Consider the following 16,675-nt stretch of genomic DNA (forward strand, 5'->3'; position numbering starts at 1 on the left):
GGCTGGCGCACCGTCGTTTCTATGCAATCACTCGACGGCGGACGCTTCGATCTTATCCAGGTGCGGCGCTTTGCTATTACAGCGGCGCTGATCCTGACGCTGGGCTACTTCTTGCACCTCACGGCGAGTGACAAGATCAGCCAAGCTGATACCACTGAGAAAATCGTGGATTTGCAGGCTCAAATCACACCACAAGTGGTGGGTCAGGCACGTGTCGCCGGCATGGCAATCGCCAAGACCCTGGCAACGCGTTGCGTCGACGGATTCGTTCACTGCATCGATAACTTGGGCAACCTGAATACCTTGCATGTCGCGCGACAGCTGATAGCCGCCACCAGGACCACGCACACTGGAAACCAGACTGCTGCGGCGCAGCTTGGCAAACAGTTGCTCAAGGTAGGAAAGAGAGATGCCTTGGCGCTCGGAAATATCAGCCAGGGACACCGGCCCGTGCTGTGCGTGCAACGCCAAATCGAGCATTGCAGTAACGGCGTATCGGCCTTTTGTAGTCAGTCTCATGGACAGGTACCACGGAATTCGGAATGAGGGCGAGTATGCTATTCCCGACTGTTTAAGTCAACTATTAGACCTAGTACTTTGGTCGGGATTACCCGCAAAACAGCGGCGGCATTGTAGCAGGGTCTGCGGCGTAATGGCACACACGCAACCTTGCAGCCGCCGCTGCAGGAGCTACAGGTCAGTCACACTGCCCTGCTTTGATCCTTGTCTTTGACACAGGCAAAGTCTTCTTCACGCAACTCCGGCAGATCTTTCGCGCAATAAGGGCTTCCCAGATCTTTCAGTGCGCCGCACATGCCATCCAGCTTTCCATCGACTGCCTGCAAGTGATCAAGCAACTGCGCAATGGCACGCGCAACAGGGTCTGGCATGTCCTCACCCACGCCATAGGCATCAAAGCCGATTTTTTCGGCCATGGCTTTGCGCTTGGCTTGAACCTCATCGTCATTTTTGACAATGATCCGACCCGGAATGCCGACCACGGTTGCGCCCGCGGGCACAGCCTTGGTGACGACGGCATTGGAACCCACCTTGGCGCCCGCACCAACGGTAAAAGGACCAAGCACCTTCGCACCCGCGCCGACCACCACACCATTTTCCAGCGTCGGGTGGCGCTTACCTTTATTCCAACTGGTGCCGCCCAACGTCACGCCCTGGTACAGGGTGACATCATCGCCAATTTCAGCGGTCTCGCCGATCACAATCCCCATGCCGTGATCGATGAAGAAACGACGCCCCACCTTGGCCCCCGGATGAATCTCGATCCCGGTCAACCATCGCCCAAAGTTCGACACCAGGCGAGCGAGCCATTTCCAACCCTTCCCCCAGAGCAACCCGGACAGACGGTGAATCCAGATCGCATGCATGCCCGGATAGCAGGTCAAGACTTCGAACGCGTTACGCGCCGCCGGATCACGATGAAACACGCTTTGAATATCTTCACGCAGACGCTCGAACATCATTAATCCTTGCGTTTAAGCAACTCGCCACGGGCTGCTTTTTGGGTTTCGGTGAGAATGCCACGCAAAATATTCATTTCGGCGCGACTGACCGAGCTACGCCCATAGAGCCGACGCAGACGCGCCATCAGATGACGCGGCTTTTGCGGGTCAAGAAACTCGATAGCCACCAATGTCTGCTCCAGATGCTCGTAAAAGCGCTCCAGCTCATCCATGGTCGCCAACTCTCCACTTTTAGTGGAGGCGACTTCCTCTTTTTCAACTTTGCTCGGCTGCCCCTGCACAGCAAGCCAGGCCATACGAATTTCATAACTCAGCACTTGCACCGCAGCCCCGAGATTCAAGGAGCTGAACTCAGGGTCTGACGGGATATGCACATGAAAGTGACAACGCTGCAGCTCATCATTGGTAAGGCCGGAGTCTTCACGACCAAACACCAGGGCGATTTCGGCGCCCTGCACCGCGTCTTCAACTACTTTTTGTCCACATTCACGCGGATCCAGCAGCGGCCAGGGAATCCGACGATCACGCGCACTGGTACCCAGCACCAGATTGCAGCCCACCAACGCATCTTCCAGCGAAGCGACGACTTGCGCATTTTCAAGAATATCCCCCGCTCCTGACGCTCGAGCATCAGCCTCGTGGTGCGGAAACAATCTTGGTTCCACCAGGACCAGCCGCGACAACCCCATGTTTTTCATGGCACGCGCAGCACCGCCGATGTTGCCGGGATGACTGGTATTGACCAGAACGACACGAATATTTGACAGCAATGGAAGCGCTCACAGACCGGTAAAAGGGAGCAAATCTTACCTAAGCCAATCACCTTAAGCTACGAAAGCTAATGCAAACCTTCATCTGCCAAACTTTTCTGTTAGAATGTCCGGCTTTCTTTAACGACCTAGGTGAAACGTCCATGCAGCCCATGCTGAATATCGCGCTGCGCGCCGCCCGCAGCGCCAGTGAATTGATTTTCCGCTCCATCGAGCGCCTGGATACCATCAAGGTCGACGAAAAAGACGCCAAGGATTACGTCTCTGAAGTCGATCGTGCTGCTGAACAGAAAATCATCGATGCCCTGCGCAAAGCTTATCCAACGCACGGCATTCTCGGTGAAGAAACCGGCATGCATCCAGGCAGCGGTGAAGGTGAAGACTATCTGTGGATCATTGACCCACTGGATGGCACCACCAACTTCCTGCGCGGCGTTCCACACTTCGCCGTCAGCATCGCCTGCAAATACCGCGGCCGCCTTGAGCACGCCGTGGTTCTTGATCCAGTTCGCCAGGAAGAATTCACCGCCAGCCGCGGCCGCGGCGCTCAACTGAACGGTCGCCGCCTGCGTGTCAGCGGCCGCACCAGCCTTGAAGGCGCCCTGCTGGGTACTGGCTTCCCGTTCCGCGACAACCAAATGGACAACCTGGACAACTACCTGGGCATGTTCCGCAGCCTGGTTGGCCAGACTGCCGGCATCCGCCGCGCAGGCGCAGCCAGCCTGGATCTGGCCTACGTTGCCGCCGGTCGTTTCGATGCATTCTGGGAGTCAGGCCTTTCCGAGTGGGACATGGCTGCAGGCGCACTGCTCATTCAAGAAGCTGGCGGCCTCGTCAGCGACTTCACCGGCAGCCACGACTTCCTTGAAAAAGGCCACATTGTTGCCGGCAACACCAAGTGCTTCAAAGCCGTTCTGACTGCAATTCAGCCTCATCTGCCGGCCTCGCTGAAACGCTAAGCGAAATCCGAGCCTAAAAAAAGCACCCTTATGGGTGCTTTTTTATGCCTGTCACTTACTATCCTGCAGGAGCTGGCGCAGCCTGCGGCAGCTCCCACCGGCTTATTTGAGAATAAGCTGACCTTGCTTGTCCACGGCAATCTGATTGCCCGGCTCGTGATCCATACGCACTTTGCCTTCCTTGCCATCCAGTGAGTAACGCACGTCGTAACCGATCACTTTGTCGCTAATGTCATTAACGGTGTTACAGCGAGTCTGCGTCGTGGTGTACGTGTCACGGTCCTGCATACCTTCCTGAACCTTGTTACCCGCATAACCACCACCCAGCGCACCCGCAACCGTGGCAATTTTCTTGCCGTTGCCGCCGCCGACCTGATTACCCAACAAACCACCCGCCACCGCACCGATGACACTGCCAACAATCTGATGCTCATCCTTGACTGGCGCGCGACGCGTCACAGCCACATCCTTGCAGACCTCTCGCGGGGTTTTGATTTGCTGCGTGACCGGCTGAACAGCCAGCACCTGAGCAGACTCAGGGCTTTTCACCAAGCTGTAGGTGGCAAAAGCACCCCCGGCAGTCACACCGACAGCACCCAATACTGCGCCTACCAGCAAAGATTTGTTCACTCGAACCTCCAGACCATCACAGGTGGGAAGATTCCCACATCAATCCTAGCCTTGGAGCACAAAAAAAGGCGCGAGTTCAATACTCGCGCCTTTTAGGTGACTGCCAGAGACAATTAACCGTTATGGACGGTCGTCGATCTCTTTCTCACTCGCAGCAGGAGGAATCAAATCCTCTGCACTGAGCTTCAGCCAGATCAGCACCACGTTCGCGATGTAGATCGACGAGTAAGTACCCGCCAATACACCCACGAACAGAGCTACCGAGAAGCCCCACAGGTTGTCGCCACCGAAGATCAACAGGGCCGCAATCGCCAGCAATGTCGAAATCGATGTCGCCATGGTGCGCAGCAGGGTTTGGGTGGTCGAGATATTGATGTTCTCAATCAGCGTTGCCTTGCGCAGCACCCGGAAGTTCTCACGAACCCGGTCGAATACCACAATGGTGTCGTTGAGCGAGTAACCGATGATCGCCAGCACTGCCGCCAACACCGTCAGGTCGAAGGTGATCTGGAAGAATGACAACACCCCCATGGTCACGACTACGTCGTGAACCAGCGACACGATCGCACCGACCGCGAACTTCCACTGAAAGCGAAAAGCCAGGTACAGCATGATGCCGCCCAGCGCCATCAGCATGCCGAGGCCGCCCTGGTCACGCAGTTCTTCACCGACTTGCGGCCCCACGAACTCAACGCGCTTGATAACCGCCGGGTTGGCAGTATCTGCCTGCCCCAGCGCAGCGGCTACCTTATTGCCCAGCAACGGGTCATCACCCGGCATGCGCACCAGCAGGTCGGTGGTCGCACCAAAACTCTGCACGACAGCATCGTGGAAGCCGGCAGTAACCAGCTCCTCACGCACCTTGGTCAGATCGGCCGGCTTCTCGTAGGTCAGCTCAATGAGCGTACCGCCAGTGAAGTCCAGACCATAGTTCATGCCCTTGTGGAACATGCTGAACAAAGCCAGCACGGTGAGTACTACAGTGACGCCGAACGCAACGTTGCGGACGCCCATGAAGTTGATTGTACGTAACATGGCAGCCCCTTAAATCCACAACTTCTTGAAGTCCCGACCGCCATAGATCAGGTTGACCATTGCGCGGGTCACCATAATGGCCGTGAACATCGAGGTAAAGATACCGAGGGACATGGTTACCGCAAAGCCTTTAACAGGCCCGGTACCCATGGCAAACAGAATCCCGCCGACCAGCAAGGTAGTCAGGTTGGAGTCGACAATCGCAGTGAATGCCCGGCTGAAACCTTCATTAATGGCCCGCTGCACTGTCATGCCATTGGCAATCTCCTCACGAATACGCGAGAAGATCAGCACGTTGGCGTCGACCGCCATACCCATCGTCAGAACGATACCGGCAATACCCGGCAGCGTCAGGGTTGCACCCAGCACCGACATCAGGGCCAGCAGCAAGACCATGTTACCTGCCAGTGCCACCGTCGCGATCACACCGAAGAAACGGTAGATGGCGATGATAAAGATCGACACAAACAGCATGCCCCACAGCGAAGCATCAATACCCTTGGTGATATTGTCTGCACCCAGGCTAGGGCCAATGGTGCGCTCTTCAGCGAAGTACATCGGCGCCGCCAGACCACCGGCACGCAACAGCAGAGCCAGTTCGGACGCCTCGCCCTGACCATTCAGACCGGTGATCCGGAACTGGCTGCCCAGCGGCGACTGAATAGTCGCCAGACTGATGATTTTTTTCTCTTCCTTGAACGTCTGAGTCGGCACGTCCTTCTCAACACCGTCAACCACTTGCTTGGTGTAAGTCGTCACCGGCTTCTGCTCGATGAAGATTACCGCCATGCTGCGGCCCACGTTGCTGCGCGTCGAACGGCTCATCAGCTCACCACCATGACCATCAAGCTTGATGTTCACTTGTGGACGGCCGTGCTCGTCAAAGCCTGCCTGAGCGTCAGTGACCTGGTCACCGGTGATGATCAAGCCACGCTCGATCTGCGCGGCAGGACGATTGCCCTCGCGGAATTCGAAAGTCTCGGAAGTGGCTTTCGAAGCGCCCGGCTCGGCTGCCAGACGGAACTCAAGGTTAGCCGTCTTGCCCAGAATACGCTTGGCTTCGGCGGTGTCTTGCACGCCCGGCAGCTCAACCACGATGCGGTTAGCACCCTGACGCTGAACCAAAGGCTCGGCAACACCCAACTCATTGACTCGGTTACGGACCGTTGTCAGGTTTTGCTTGATGGAATATTCACGGATTTCCGCCAGCTTGGCCGGGGTCATCGCCAGACGCAGAACCGGCTGACCGTTGAGGTCTGCTGCCGTTACGTCGAAGTCATTGAAATTCTTGCGGATCAGGCCACGCGCTTGCTCACGGGTTGCTTCATCACTAAAGCCCAGCTGAATAGCCCCATTGAGTTGCGGCAGACTGCGATAACGCACTTTCTCTTTGCGCAGCAGGCTTTTTACATCGCCTTCGTACACTTTCATACGCGCATCAACGGCTTTGTCCATGTCCACTTCCAACAGGAAGTGCACACCACCAGACAAGTCCAGACCCAATTTCATCGGGTGAGCACCCAGGCTACGCAACCATTGAGGCGTAGTCTGCGCCAGGTTAAGTGCTACGACATAGTCGTCACCCAACGCCTTGCGCACGATGTCCTTGGCTGGCAACTGGTCGTCTTTCTTGGCCAGACGCAGCAAACCGCCTTTACCGTTCTGAGCCAAAGAAGCGCCCTTAACAACGATACCGGCATCAGTCAGTGCCTTGCTCGCGCGATCCAGATCAGCTTCGGTAACCTGCAATGCCGTGCTCGCACCCGACACCTGAATGGCCGGATCATCCGGATACAGATTGGGAGCGGAATAAATAAAACCGATCGCCAGCACAGCCAGGATCAGTATGTATTTCCACAGAGGGTATTTGTTCAGCATCAATCACGCCGCCCGCTTAAAACGCGGGGCGCCTTGCGCGCCCCGTCGATTGTTAAAAGTTGAAACCTAGATCGCTTTCAGCGTGCCTTTAGGCAACGTGGCTGCAACAGAGCCCTTCTGAATTTTCAGCTCGACAGTGTCAGACACTTCGATCACAACAAAAGCATCGGATACTTTGGTGATCTTGCCAGCGATGCCGCCAGTGGTAACAATTTCGTCACCTTTTTGCAGGTTACCCAACAGGGCTTTCTGCTCTTTGGCGCGCTTGGCTTGTGGACGCCAGATCATCAGATAGAAGATAACCAGGAAGCCGACCAGGAAAATCCATTCAAAACCGCCACCCATAGGGCCAGCAGCGGCAGGTGCAGCAGCGTCCGCGAAAGCGGAAGAGATGAAAAAGCTCATTAAGCACTCCAGTTGCAATATTGTTTCTTAAAGGTCCGAAACTCAGTCCAAAGGCGGCACAGGCAGCCCGCGCTTGGCATAGAAGGCGTCGACAAAGGTGGCCAATGTACCCTGTTGAATAGCCTCGCGCAAACCAGCCATGAGCACCTGATAGTGCCGCAAATTATGGATGGTATTGAGCATGCTACCCAGCATTTCGCCGCACTTGTCCAGATGATGCAGATAAGCGCGAGAGAAGTTCTGGCAGGTATAGCAATCACAGGTCGGATCCAGCGGCGAATCATCATGGCGATGGAACGCATTGCGGATCTTCAAAACCCCCGTGTCGATAAACAGATGCCCATTGCGGGCATTGCGGGTTGGCATCACGCAATCGAACATGTCCACACCGCGGCGCACACCCTCGACCAGATCTTCCGGCTTGCCAACCCCCATAAGGTAACGAGGTTTGTCAGCGGGCATCATCGCCGGCAGGTAATCCAGCACCTTGATCATTTCGTGCTTGGGCTCGCCCACTGACAGACCACCGATGGCCAAGCCATCGAAACCGATCTTGTTCAGACCTTCGAGCGAACGCTCTCGCAGGTTCTGGTGCATGCCGCCCTGAACGATACCGAACAAGGCAGCCGTGTTGTCGCCATGCGCATTTTTCGAGCGCTGAGCCCAACGCAACGACAGCTCCATGGAAATACGGGCGACATCTTCATCCGCCGGGTACGGAGTGCACTCGTCAAAAATCATCACCACGTCAGAGCCCAGATCACGCTGAACCTGCATCGACTCTTCCGGCCCCATAAACACCTTGGCGCCGTCCACCGGAGAAGCGAACGTCACGCCCTCTTCTTTAATCTTGCGCATGGCGCCCAGGCTGAACACCTGAAAGCCGCCGGAGTCGGTCAGGATCGGCCCTTGCCACTTCATGAAGTCGTGCAAGTCGCCGTGCTTCTTGATCACTTCAGTGCCAGGGCGCAACCACAGGTGAAAGGTGTTGCCCAGAATCATCTGCGCGCCGATTGCCTCGATGTCACGCGGCAACATGCCCTTGACCGTGCCATACGTGCCCACCGGCATAAAGGCCGGGGTTTCAACCACACCGCGAGGGAAGGTCAGACGACCGCGACGAGCCTTGCCATCAGTGGCCAGCAGCTCGAAGGACATACGACAGTTGCTCATGCTTGATCCTCTGGGGCCGAGGCTGGAGCCGTCGGCGCAGGATTACGGGTGATGAACATCGCATCACCGTAACTAAAGAAGCGGTACCCATGCTCGACCGCAGCCTTATAGGCCGCCATGGTTTCGGGATAACCGGCGAACGCCGAAACCAGCATCAACAGCGTGGATTCCGGCAGATGGAAATTGGTCACCAAGGCATCGACCACATGAAACGGACGGCCCGGGAAGATAAAGATATCGGTGTCGCCACTGAACGGCTTCAACACGCCATCGCGCGCTGCGGTCTCCAGCGAACGCACACTGGTGGTGCCCACCGCAATCACACGCCCGCCACGCGCACGGCATGCCGCGACAGCGTCGACCACATCCTGGCCGACTTCCAGCCATTCAGTGTGCATGTGGTGATCTTCAAGACGTTCGACCCGTACTGGCTGGAACGTACCCGCGCCCACATGCAGCGTCACAAACGCCGTTTCGACACCCTTGGCGGCAATGGCCTGCATCAGCGGCTCATCGAAATGCAGCCCGGCCGTTGGCGCAGCCACCGCGCCAAGGCGCTGGGCGTACACCGTCTGATAGCGCTCACGGTCCGAACCTTCATCCGGACGATCGATATAAGGCGGCAACGGCATGTGCCCGACGCGGTCCAGCAACGGCAGAACCTCGTCGGTAAAGCCCAGCTCAAACAACGCATCGTGGCGAGCCAGCATCTGGGCTTCGCCGCCGCCATCAATCAGAATTTTCGATCCGGGTTTCGGCGACTTGCTGGAGCGCACATGCGCCAGCACCCGATGACTGTCGAGCACTCGCTCAACCAGAATTTCCAGCTTGCCGCCCGAGGCCTTTTGGCCAAACAAGCGGGCTGGAATCACCCGGGTATTGTTAAACACCATCAAATCGCCTGGGCGTAAATGCTCAAGCAAATCAGTAAATTGACGATGTGCCAGTGCCCCGCTCTCCCCATCCAGGGTCAGCAGGCGACTGTTACGGCGCTCCGCCAAAGGATGGCGTGCGATGAGTGAATCAGGGAGCTCGAAGGTAAAGTCAGCAACGCGCATGATAGGTTTCGTCTAGCAGGGCCGGGGAGTTTAACGGACTTAGTAAAAATAGACCAATAAGTTGTTGACCGACCTAAATGTCATCTCTATACTTCGCCGCCATTGAGCCCTGATGGCGGAATTGGTAGACGCGGCGGATTCAAAATCCGTTTTCGAAAGAAGTGGGAGTTCGAGTCTCCCTCGGGGCACCATATAGCAGTACCTGCAAGTCTCTACCAGGACTTGCAGCACAGAGAAACCGGCCACTGAGCCGGTTTTTTTGTGCCTGACGATCTACCCCTGTCTCCCCCTATCCGTTGTATCCCTGTATCCCTCCTTGTATCCTGCGAAAAAGCCCTAACTTTGGGATACAAGAATAATGAAACGTGCCGATATCAAGCGCCGCCCCTTGGCTGACACCACACTGGCCGGGCTGGAGGCGGAATCGAAAGAATATCGAGAGCTCGATGGAAGCGGCCTCTACTTCCGAGTGAAACCGGACGGCGGCAAATCGTGGCAATTGCGCTACAAACGTCCGGCGGGTAATTGGGCATGGATGGGGCTAGGGGGTTATCCAGAAGTCAGTGGTGCCGTGGCACGAGAAAAAGCTGCCGAACTACGCAAAGTAGTCAGTAGCGGTGCCGACCCGCTGGAACAGAAACGCTCAGCCAAAGCTGCACATTCCCTCGCCGAGGCCCGCACCTTTCGCTCAGCAGCCGAGGCATGGCTCAAAGCCAAAGAAGAAAAAGGCCTCGCGCCCTCCACCCTCAACAAAATCCGCACCTACCTCGACAAAGACATACTCCCGGCACTTGGCGACAAACCTCTCGACGACATCACCCGCACCGATTGCGCCGACCTGCAGGCCAGTCTTGAAGCTCGCGACGCCCATAACGTTGCCGAAAAATGCCGCACCTGGGTCAATCAGATCTTTGGCCGGGCCATTGGCTTGGGACTGACAGAGAACGATCCGGGGAGCCGCTTGCGCGACATCGCCGCCCAAGCCCCCAAGACTCAGCAGCACCCTCACCTGCTCGAACATGAGCTGAGTGATTTTCTTCAAGCCCTCCAAAACACGCCCAGCAGACTCACCGCGCGCACAGCGGCATGGCTTTGCCTTTGGACCGCCTCGCGGCCCGGCATGGTCCGTTTTGCCGAATGGGCAGAGATCGACCTTGAAAAAGGCCTATGGACCACACCGGCCGAGAAAATGAAGATGCGCAGGGACTTTGTTAGCCCCCTGCCCACACAAGCGATTGCGAGCTTGATTGAATTGCGGGCGTTAACGGGTCGCAGTCGCTGGCTGTTCCCGGGTGTCGGTGCAAAAAACCCGACCATCAGCGAAAACACCATCAATAAAGTTTTTGCCACCATCGGCTACAAAGGTCGTCTCGTCGGCCACGGCACACGCCACACCGCAAGCACCCTGCTAAGAGAACATGGCTGGTCAAAAGAACACGTTGAGGCCCAGTTAGCGCACAAAGAACAAGGCATTTCCGGAATTTACAACAAAGCCCAGTACCTCGATAACCGCATCAAGATGATGCAGTGGTATGCCGATCACCTGGATAAGCTGGCCGCCGACAATGTGGTGCACGCTGACTTCGGCAAGGCCGTGTGAACAAGCCTCCCCCTATCGCCCCGAAATCCGGTGTTACGGGTGTAACGCGTGTAACGCTTAAACCTAACCAACTGAAATATAAGAAATAAATTCGCGTTACACAGCAAAAGTGACCCAGTTACACAGTGTGTAACGTGACCATCCTATGTAACGGCTCCCCCAGCCGCCAAGCTGCCGGCAGAGAAAACCAGTAACGCAAAAGCGCTGGTTAGAAACCAAAATGTCTGGGCGAGGGGCCGAGTGAATGGACGATGAGAAGATGCCCTATGCCGTCTTGGAGATTGCAGGCCTCGACGTCAGCAGCCTGCTTTGGGAGCAAGATGAAATAGAGCAGGCTGTAAGAGAGCTGGCCTTATACCCCCAGTTTCATGAGCACTTCAAAGAAGCTTTTGGCCTAATCAACTACGCCACCTCATTTTGGCTTGAAGAACTCAGCTACGCGGACCCTGCAGGCTCAGTGATCGCCACGATGTATCGGCTTCGCGCCCCTATCGACGAACATGCGAGCTATGCCAATCCGTCCTCACTGCCGGACGTCATACGGCGACTTTTCGACGTCGACAAAAACATTAAGGATTCACAACTTGCAGCCACCTATGCACTGGTCAAAGCCATTGAGGGGGTAGCGGTTCTTGCCAATTGGCTCTTTGAAACCGAAGTGTCCATTTACGATCTGGATGAGGACCTCGTTCTTCATTTGCACGCTACAGCCCCCAAAAAATACGCCTCACTTGTGCAAGATGAACGACTTAAAGACAGAGACGTGGAAGTCGAGGTCCGTGAATCCTTTCGTGAATGTCTTGGGAATACACATCGGGCGCTGATGCTGGCTGATCTGTGCACACAGATCGAGAACCTGGACATCGCCAAGGTCTCTTTCAACGTCTCCCCTTTTTTGCACAAATTATTGCGCAAGGCATTTTCTGCGAAGGCCTTTCTAAGAGCCTCATCAGCAGGTAAAGCCAACAGCAAACCAAACTCCGAGAAACAGCTGAATGCGGCACAGATTTTCGGCAGAGTGAGCCAATCAGCAAAACGCCACATCACACTGAACCCCACGATTTCAGGGGCTGACCTGGTCAAAGCGCTGGTCGAAAATGACGGAATAGCTTCAGCGCCCACCATCAGGAAATACCTCAAGAAGGGCCATTTCTTGCCTCGCTAACACCCAAGAAAGCAAACCGTGTTTGCTTTCCTGCCTCTGTTTAGCCTGTGTCTGTCTCTCACCGAACAGGCACCGTCATGACTCAATCCAGTACCTCTACCCTCAGTCGTTTCCCGCCTCGCGATCCTGCCACCACCTTGATCCGAATATCTGAAGTAATGGCCATCGTCGGCCTCGCACGCCCCACCATCTACAAGCTCATGCAACAACCGGAAAACGGCTTCCCTACGCCTGTAAAACTGAGCACGAGCACTGCCCGTGGCGCTCCAGTGGCCTGGGTGCTGGAAGAGGTTCAGAGCTGGACACGTGCCCGCATCGCACATCGCGACAAGGTGGCGGCATGAACAGGTCTTTAATTCGAAAAACGACCATCAATTCTTTCGAAATATTGCGAGAAATCGGCTTTTCGGCAACGCGTATGAAGCGCTTTGAAAAACTGCGTCAACGCCATGAAGCACTGGGCCATGCACTGATGGTACTTAGCTGGCCAGACGGTATCTGGTGCGTGCTGATTTTGCATACAGAACGCTTGGGAGCGGTTGTGCTGGATGACTTCGATAAAGCTGAGGCTTATCACGACGCACGCCAAATGGCCTGCGAGAACATCACGCCAATTTTGCACCTGCGCTTCGAACTCCACGCCTAAAACGGAATTGCCCCCAGTCCGATCTGGGGGCGTTGAGGTCTATCTAGATGCCGACACCTTTAATACCCCATCAAAAAACCACGCCGGGCCAGCGTGCAGTTGCGCTTTGTGAAGTGGAGCGTTACTCTCCGGCCGTCGCTGCAAATTCAGCGACCGGACGTCGCGGTCCGAGCATATACAGGCGCATAGGCGCCCCCATTACGATTGCAGGCGCTTTTTTTGTGCCCGCTAGTCTGTTTTATGGCGGCTGTGCGTGGGAGACCCTCGGGTCTGCCGGGGTCCTGTATGCCCGGTCCGCGAACCCGCGTACAGCTGCCACCCTTATTCGTTTCGCGGCGAATCGTGGCAGCTCCTCACATGCAGGAGCTACACCAAATGAAGCACGCCCTCAATCCGTCCAAAATTCGCGCCGCTGCACACCGTGCAATGGCTCTCGCCGCTTTACACGCCAATTCCAGCCTTTCTACGCGCATTGCCCGCTACAACCTCCACATGGCCAAGGCCCGCTCCCTTGCTACCAAAGGGGGTGCGTTATGAGCACTTCTCCCTTGATACCTACCGTTGGCGGCGCCACGTTCGGCAAGTGCAACGCCCAGGATCAACGCCTGTTTTCGGTCAACGCCGGTGTTTCGAGTCTCGAAGCGCTGGAGCATGCCTCCCTCCTCATGAACTGCGTCAATACCCTCTCGTTTCTAGGGGCCGTCGATGATGGCAACGAAGCAACGGCCATACGCTGGGCTTCGCACTACCTCAGCGAAATGGCCAAAGCCCTCATCGATGACGTCACCCTGGGGCTGCAAGATGCCCAAGACGGTGACCAATGAGCCCCCACATACCAAGGGCTCATCGCCCTACCTTCGCCCAAGTCAAAACCGCAGCCCTGCAAAACATTGATCGTGTACTGAGCCACTGGTTACCCAACGGAAAACGCGTAGACGGTGGCAAGGAATACACAGCTCCCAACCCAACACGCGCCGACAAACGCGCTGGCTCACTCAAGATCAATCTGAGCAAAGGCACGTGGGCTGATTTTGCGACCGACGACAAAGGCGGTGACCTGATAGACCTGGTGCGCTATCTGGACGGCTGTACGGACGTAGAAGCCTGCAACAAGCTTGCGGACTTGCTGAGTGTGACGGCTCAGGGCTCCCCTTCAAACTTAAAGCTCACCCCAAAAGCGACACCTGAATGGGTTGCCATTCAGCCAATCCCTGTCGAAGCCATGAACAAGTGCCCGGCAAAGCATCGGCAGCACGGCACGCCGTCCAACATCTGGATCTATCGCGATAGCCAAGGCCAACCGCTCATGGCGCTTTATCGCTTTGACCTGGGGATGGATGAAGACGGCAACCCCAAAAAAGTTTTCGCCCCACTCACTTGGTGCCAGCGCTCTGACACTCAAGCGACACAATGGCGGTGGCAAGGCTTACCCGAGCCCCGTCCACTGCTGAGACTGCATGAACTCACCTTGCAGCCTGAGGCGACCGTTGTACTGTGCGAGGGCGAGAAGGCCGCAGATGCTGCCGCTTTACTGTTTCCAAACTGCGTGGCCACCTGCTGGCCAAACGGCTCAAAGGCTTGGCACAAAGCCGATCTGACACCACTCAAAAATCGCACTGTCTGGCTTTGGCCAGATAACGACCCGAGCGGTACAGACTGCATGGAAGCCGTTGCTCAAAAGCTCAAGGACCTAGGCGCCAAGTCCGTTCACGTCATTGCGCTGGACACCTTCAAACGTAAACCCACGTTAAAAAACGGCAACCCTGCTTTCGCCAAAGGCGGCGTTTGGGAGCAAGGCGACGATGCAGCGGACGCACTCGTGAAGGGCTGGACATCGAGCCACATGGCCGAACTGGAGCGCAGCGGCGAACTGCTCTGCGTTGCTCCCGAACCGCCGGTAGAAACCAAAGCAAAACCGCCGGTTAAACGTGCCACCAAACCCAAAACAGAAACACTCCCAAGCGGCTTTCGCCTGACGCCCGAAGGCGTGTTCTATTCAGGTGAGGATGGTGAGTCGCGCCCTGTTTGCTCGCCCTTGGAAATCCTCGCCCGTACCCGCGATGACAAAGGCCATAACTGGGGTTTGCTGGTCGAGTTTGAAGACCCGGATGGCGCCAAAAAACGCTGGAATATTCCGGCACGCACCATGACCGGCGATTTCGGCAAAGACGTTCTCGGTCCGCTGGTCGACATGGGCTTGCGCCTTGCGGGCTCACGTTCAAGTCGCCATGCGCGCAACGACCTGCAGAGTTACTTCCAAGGCTTTGACAGCGCTCAGCGCGCCCGTCTGGTCACCCGTTTGGGTTGGCATGACAGCGCCTTTCTACTGCCAGAACAGCAAATCGGCAGCCACGCAGAGCATCTGCACTTCTACGAAGCAGGCGCCCAACTGCCGCCCATAAGCGAAGCGGGAACCTTGGAACAATGGCAACAGCACATTGGCGCGTTGTGCGTGGGCAATCATCGCTTGGCATTTGTGGCCAGCGTGGCGTTTGCCGGACCGCTCTTACACATGCTCGGCCATGAGTCGGGCGGTTTTCACCTGTACGGCGATAGCTCGGGCGGCAAAACCACCCACCTGCAAGTCGCCGCCTCGATCTACGGCGGGCCACGTTTGGTGCGGTCATGGCGCTCGACCGATAACGCACTGGAATCGATCGCTGCCGCGCACTCGGACGGCCTACTGGTACTCGACGAAATCGGGATGTGCGACCCGCGCATCATTGGCGAAACCGTTTACATGCTCGGCAACGGCACCGGGAAAGCCCGCGCTAACGATCGTGGTCAAGCAGGCCGACAGGTTCAAGAGTGGCGTTTGCTGTTTCTCTCCACCGGCGAGAAAACCTTGGCGCAACACATGGCCGAGGCCAACAAAGAGCTCAAAGCAGGCATGGAAGTACGCATGCTCGCGGTGCCTGCTGACGCCAGTAAAGGGCTCGGCATGTTCGACGTGTTGAATGGTTTCGAGGATGCTGCCGCCCTTTCTGACGCACTCAAGGCCCGAGTGGCCAAGTACTACGGAACACCGCTCACAGCCTTTCTATCAGCGCTGTGTGAACCCGGAAAAATGCACGGCTGGGCGATCATCCTACGCCGCACGCTTGAAGGGTTTATTGCCAAATCCCTGCCCGCATCAGCGAGTGGTCAGGCCCATCGCGCAGCCCTTCGCTTTGGCCTTGCGGCTGCAGCTGGTGAGCTTGCTACCGCATTGGGCATCACCGGTTGGCCTGACGGCACCGCGACCACAGCAGCCCGTGTCTGCCTCAACGCATGGCTGAATGAACGCGGCGGCGCCGGTAACTATGAAGGCGATGCCATCGTTGCTCGGCTGCGCCAAGTCATCGAACGCTTCGGCGAAAGCCGCTTCACTCGCTGGGAGTCTGCCGCAGCCAAGATCGACGAGCACGGCCCGCGCACCATCGACCGGTTGGGATTTCGCAAATCGTTGGAGCATGGCCTGGGTGACGAACTGCACACCACCAACACCTACTACGTGCTGCCCGAGGCTTGGCGCTCCGAAGTATTCAAAGGCATGAACATCAATGCCGTGAACAAGGAGCTGCTACAGCGCGGTGTGCTGGAGCCGGGAGGTGATGGCAAGGCATCGAGTTCGATCCGATTGCCCGGCCTAGGCACGCAACGCTGCTACGTCGTGAAGACGATTCCGGGAATGGATGAGAGCGAGGCTCGGGCTGCCTGAGGGCATCTCTGCTGATCGAGGTAGCGCCGGCTTAATCCCGGCCTCGCCAGCCACTCAACCCACCCCAATCGAATTGAACAGTAAGCGCTCCATAAACCCCACCCGACTCAAGATGGGCGGTGCGCTCAGCTAGGCGATGCGGGTGAGCAATTCCACGGCAGCAAGGCTTCGTAAT

Annotated in this window: 17 protein-coding genes and 1 tRNA gene; 9 read left to right on the forward strand and 9 right to left on the reverse strand. The window is 56.7% G+C overall.

What is annotated here, in order from left to right; translation table 11 throughout:
- Positions 1-27 precede the first annotated feature (27 nt).
- The 3 genes from iscR to trmJ form a co-directional block, all read right to left on the reverse strand.
- Positions 28-519 (reverse strand): Fe-S cluster assembly transcriptional regulator IscR, encoded by a 492-nt coding sequence (gene iscR, locus ACIQYF_RS17455; RefSeq protein WP_026013997.1) that lies wholly within the window; start codon positions 517-519, stop codon positions 28-30.
- A 182-nt stretch (positions 520-701) separates the two neighbouring features.
- Entirely contained in the window at positions 702-1,478 is a 777-nt protein-coding gene (gene cysE / locus ACIQYF_RS17460) for a serine O-acetyltransferase (RefSeq protein ID WP_402864341.1), read from the reverse strand.
- 2 nt (positions 1,479-1,480) lie between these two features.
- Positions 1,481-2,251 carry a tRNA (cytosine(32)/uridine(32)-2'-O)-methyltransferase TrmJ gene (gene trmJ, locus ACIQYF_RS17465; RefSeq protein ID WP_402864343.1) on the reverse strand — a complete coding sequence of 257 codons (771 nt, stop codon included), beginning with the start codon at positions 2,249-2,251 and terminating at the stop codon, positions 1,481-1,483.
- 143 nt (positions 2,252-2,394) lie between these two features.
- Here trmJ and suhB point away from each other — a divergent pair, with 143 nt between their 5' ends.
- Positions 2,395-3,210: an inositol-phosphate phosphatase gene (suhB, locus tag ACIQYF_RS17470; RefSeq protein WP_026013996.1), complete on the forward strand. Its 816-nt coding sequence runs from the start codon at positions 2,395-2,397 to the stop codon at positions 3,208-3,210.
- 102 nt (positions 3,211-3,312) lie between these two features.
- Here suhB and ACIQYF_RS17475 read toward each other — a convergent pair whose 3' ends face one another.
- From ACIQYF_RS17475 to queA, 6 genes are all read right to left on the reverse strand, one after another.
- Positions 3,313-3,840 (reverse strand): glycine zipper 2TM domain-containing protein, encoded by a 528-nt coding sequence (locus ACIQYF_RS17475; protein WP_402864346.1) that lies wholly within the window; start codon positions 3,838-3,840, stop codon positions 3,313-3,315.
- A 120-nt stretch (positions 3,841-3,960) separates the two neighbouring features.
- Positions 3,961-4,875, reverse strand: coding sequence for a protein translocase subunit SecF (gene secF, locus ACIQYF_RS17480; protein ID WP_402864348.1), 915 nt, complete (start codon positions 4,873-4,875; stop codon positions 3,961-3,963).
- Between the two features lie 9 nt (positions 4,876-4,884).
- Complete coding sequence (gene secD, locus ACIQYF_RS17485; RefSeq protein WP_402864350.1) at positions 4,885-6,753, reverse strand: protein translocase subunit SecD; 1,869 nt, start codon at positions 6,751-6,753, stop codon at positions 4,885-4,887.
- A gap of 66 nt (positions 6,754-6,819) precedes the next feature.
- Entirely contained in the window at positions 6,820-7,158 is a 339-nt protein-coding gene (yajC, locus tag ACIQYF_RS17490) for a preprotein translocase subunit YajC (protein WP_019408654.1), read from the reverse strand.
- 42 nt (positions 7,159-7,200) lie between these two features.
- Positions 7,201-8,316 (reverse strand): tRNA guanosine(34) transglycosylase Tgt, encoded by a 1,116-nt coding sequence (tgt, locus tag ACIQYF_RS17495; RefSeq protein WP_402864372.1) that lies wholly within the window; start codon positions 8,314-8,316, stop codon positions 7,201-7,203.
- An 11-nt stretch (positions 8,317-8,327) separates the two neighbouring features.
- Complete coding sequence (gene queA, locus ACIQYF_RS17500; protein WP_402864352.1) at positions 8,328-9,389, reverse strand: tRNA preQ1(34) S-adenosylmethionine ribosyltransferase-isomerase QueA; 1,062 nt, start codon at positions 9,387-9,389, stop codon at positions 8,328-8,330.
- Between the two features lie 106 nt (positions 9,390-9,495).
- Between queA and ACIQYF_RS17505 the strand changes: the two genes are divergently transcribed.
- The 8 genes from ACIQYF_RS17505 (at position 9,496) to ACIQYF_RS17540 (ending at position 16,500) form a co-directional block, all read left to right on the forward strand.
- A tRNA-Leu gene (locus ACIQYF_RS17505) sits at positions 9,496-9,580 on the forward strand.
- Positions 9,581-9,747: 167 nt separating this feature from the next.
- Positions 9,748-10,989: a tyrosine-type recombinase/integrase gene (locus ACIQYF_RS17510; protein WP_402864354.1), complete on the forward strand. Its 1,242-nt coding sequence runs from the start codon at positions 9,748-9,750 to the stop codon at positions 10,987-10,989.
- A gap of 244 nt (positions 10,990-11,233) precedes the next feature.
- Positions 11,234-12,154 carry a hypothetical protein gene (locus tag ACIQYF_RS17515; protein ID WP_402864356.1) on the forward strand — a complete coding sequence of 307 codons (921 nt, stop codon included), beginning with the start codon at positions 11,234-11,236 and terminating at the stop codon, positions 12,152-12,154.
- A 77-nt stretch (positions 12,155-12,231) separates the two neighbouring features.
- Complete coding sequence (locus ACIQYF_RS17520; protein WP_402864358.1) at positions 12,232-12,498, forward strand: helix-turn-helix transcriptional regulator; 267 nt, start codon at positions 12,232-12,234, stop codon at positions 12,496-12,498.
- Complete coding sequence (locus ACIQYF_RS17525) at positions 12,495-12,800, forward strand: hypothetical protein (RefSeq protein ID WP_402864360.1); 306 nt, start codon at positions 12,495-12,497, stop codon at positions 12,798-12,800. Before ACIQYF_RS17520 ends, ACIQYF_RS17525 begins: the two co-directional genes overlap by 4 nt.
- 375 nt (positions 12,801-13,175) lie before the next feature.
- The gene (locus tag ACIQYF_RS17530) at positions 13,176-13,337 is read left to right on the forward strand and encodes a hypothetical protein (RefSeq protein WP_402864362.1); all 162 of its coding nucleotides are present in this window, start codon (positions 13,176-13,178) and stop codon (positions 13,335-13,337) included.
- Positions 13,334-13,624 carry a DUF3077 domain-containing protein gene (locus ACIQYF_RS17535; RefSeq protein WP_402864364.1) on the forward strand — a complete coding sequence of 97 codons (291 nt, stop codon included), beginning with the start codon at positions 13,334-13,336 and terminating at the stop codon, positions 13,622-13,624. Before ACIQYF_RS17530 ends, ACIQYF_RS17535 begins: the two co-directional genes overlap by 4 nt.
- On the forward strand, positions 13,621-16,500 hold the full coding sequence (locus ACIQYF_RS17540) for a DUF927 domain-containing protein (RefSeq protein ID WP_402864366.1): 2,880 nt from the start codon (positions 13,621-13,623) through the stop codon (positions 16,498-16,500). The genes ACIQYF_RS17535 and ACIQYF_RS17540 overlap by 4 nt, the downstream gene beginning before the upstream one ends.
- Positions 16,501-16,675: the final 175 nt, after the last annotated feature.

The sequence above is a fragment of the Pseudomonas sp. NPDC096917 genome (assembly GCF_044762555.1).
Lineage (GTDB): Bacteria > Pseudomonadota > Gammaproteobacteria > Pseudomonadales > Pseudomonadaceae > Aquipseudomonas.

Excerpts from the sequence above, each read along its gene's own strand:
- iscR (WP_026013997.1), bottom strand. The coding sequence starts at position 519 with ATGAGACTGACTACAAAAGGCCGATACGCCGTTACTGCAATGCTCGAT.
- cysE (WP_402864341.1), bottom strand. The coding sequence starts at position 1,478 with ATGTTCGAGCGTCTGCGTGAAGATATTCAAAGCGTGTTTCATCGTGAT.
- suhB (WP_026013996.1), top strand. The coding sequence starts at position 2,395 with ATGCAGCCCATGCTGAATATCGCGCTGCGCGCCGCCCGCAGCGCCAGT.
- secF (WP_402864348.1), bottom strand. The coding sequence starts at position 4,875 with ATGTTACGTACAATCAACTTCATGGGCGTCCGCAACGTTGCGTTCGGC.
- secD (WP_402864350.1), bottom strand. The coding sequence starts at position 6,753 with ATGCTGAACAAATACCCTCTGTGGAAATACATACTGATCCTGGCTGTG.
- yajC (WP_019408654.1), bottom strand. The coding sequence starts at position 7,158 with ATGAGCTTTTTCATCTCTTCCGCTTTCGCGGACGCTGCTGCACCTGCC.
- tgt (WP_402864372.1), bottom strand. The coding sequence starts at position 8,316 with ATGTCCTTCGAGCTGCTGGCCACTGATGGCAAGGCTCGTCGCGGTCGT.
- queA (WP_402864352.1), bottom strand. The coding sequence starts at position 9,389 with ATGCGCGTTGCTGACTTTACCTTCGAGCTCCCTGATTCACTCATCGCA.
- ACIQYF_RS17510 (WP_402864354.1), top strand. The coding sequence starts at position 9,748 with ATGAAACGTGCCGATATCAAGCGCCGCCCCTTGGCTGACACCACACTG.
- ACIQYF_RS17515 (WP_402864356.1), top strand. The coding sequence starts at position 11,234 with ATGGACGATGAGAAGATGCCCTATGCCGTCTTGGAGATTGCAGGCCTC.
- ACIQYF_RS17520 (WP_402864358.1), top strand. The coding sequence starts at position 12,232 with ATGACTCAATCCAGTACCTCTACCCTCAGTCGTTTCCCGCCTCGCGAT.
- ACIQYF_RS17525 (WP_402864360.1), top strand. The coding sequence starts at position 12,495 with ATGAACAGGTCTTTAATTCGAAAAACGACCATCAATTCTTTCGAAATA.
- ACIQYF_RS17530 (WP_402864362.1), top strand. The coding sequence starts at position 13,176 with ATGAAGCACGCCCTCAATCCGTCCAAAATTCGCGCCGCTGCACACCGT.
- ACIQYF_RS17535 (WP_402864364.1), top strand. The coding sequence starts at position 13,334 with ATGAGCACTTCTCCCTTGATACCTACCGTTGGCGGCGCCACGTTCGGC.
- ACIQYF_RS17540 (WP_402864366.1), top strand. The coding sequence starts at position 13,621 with ATGAGCCCCCACATACCAAGGGCTCATCGCCCTACCTTCGCCCAAGTC.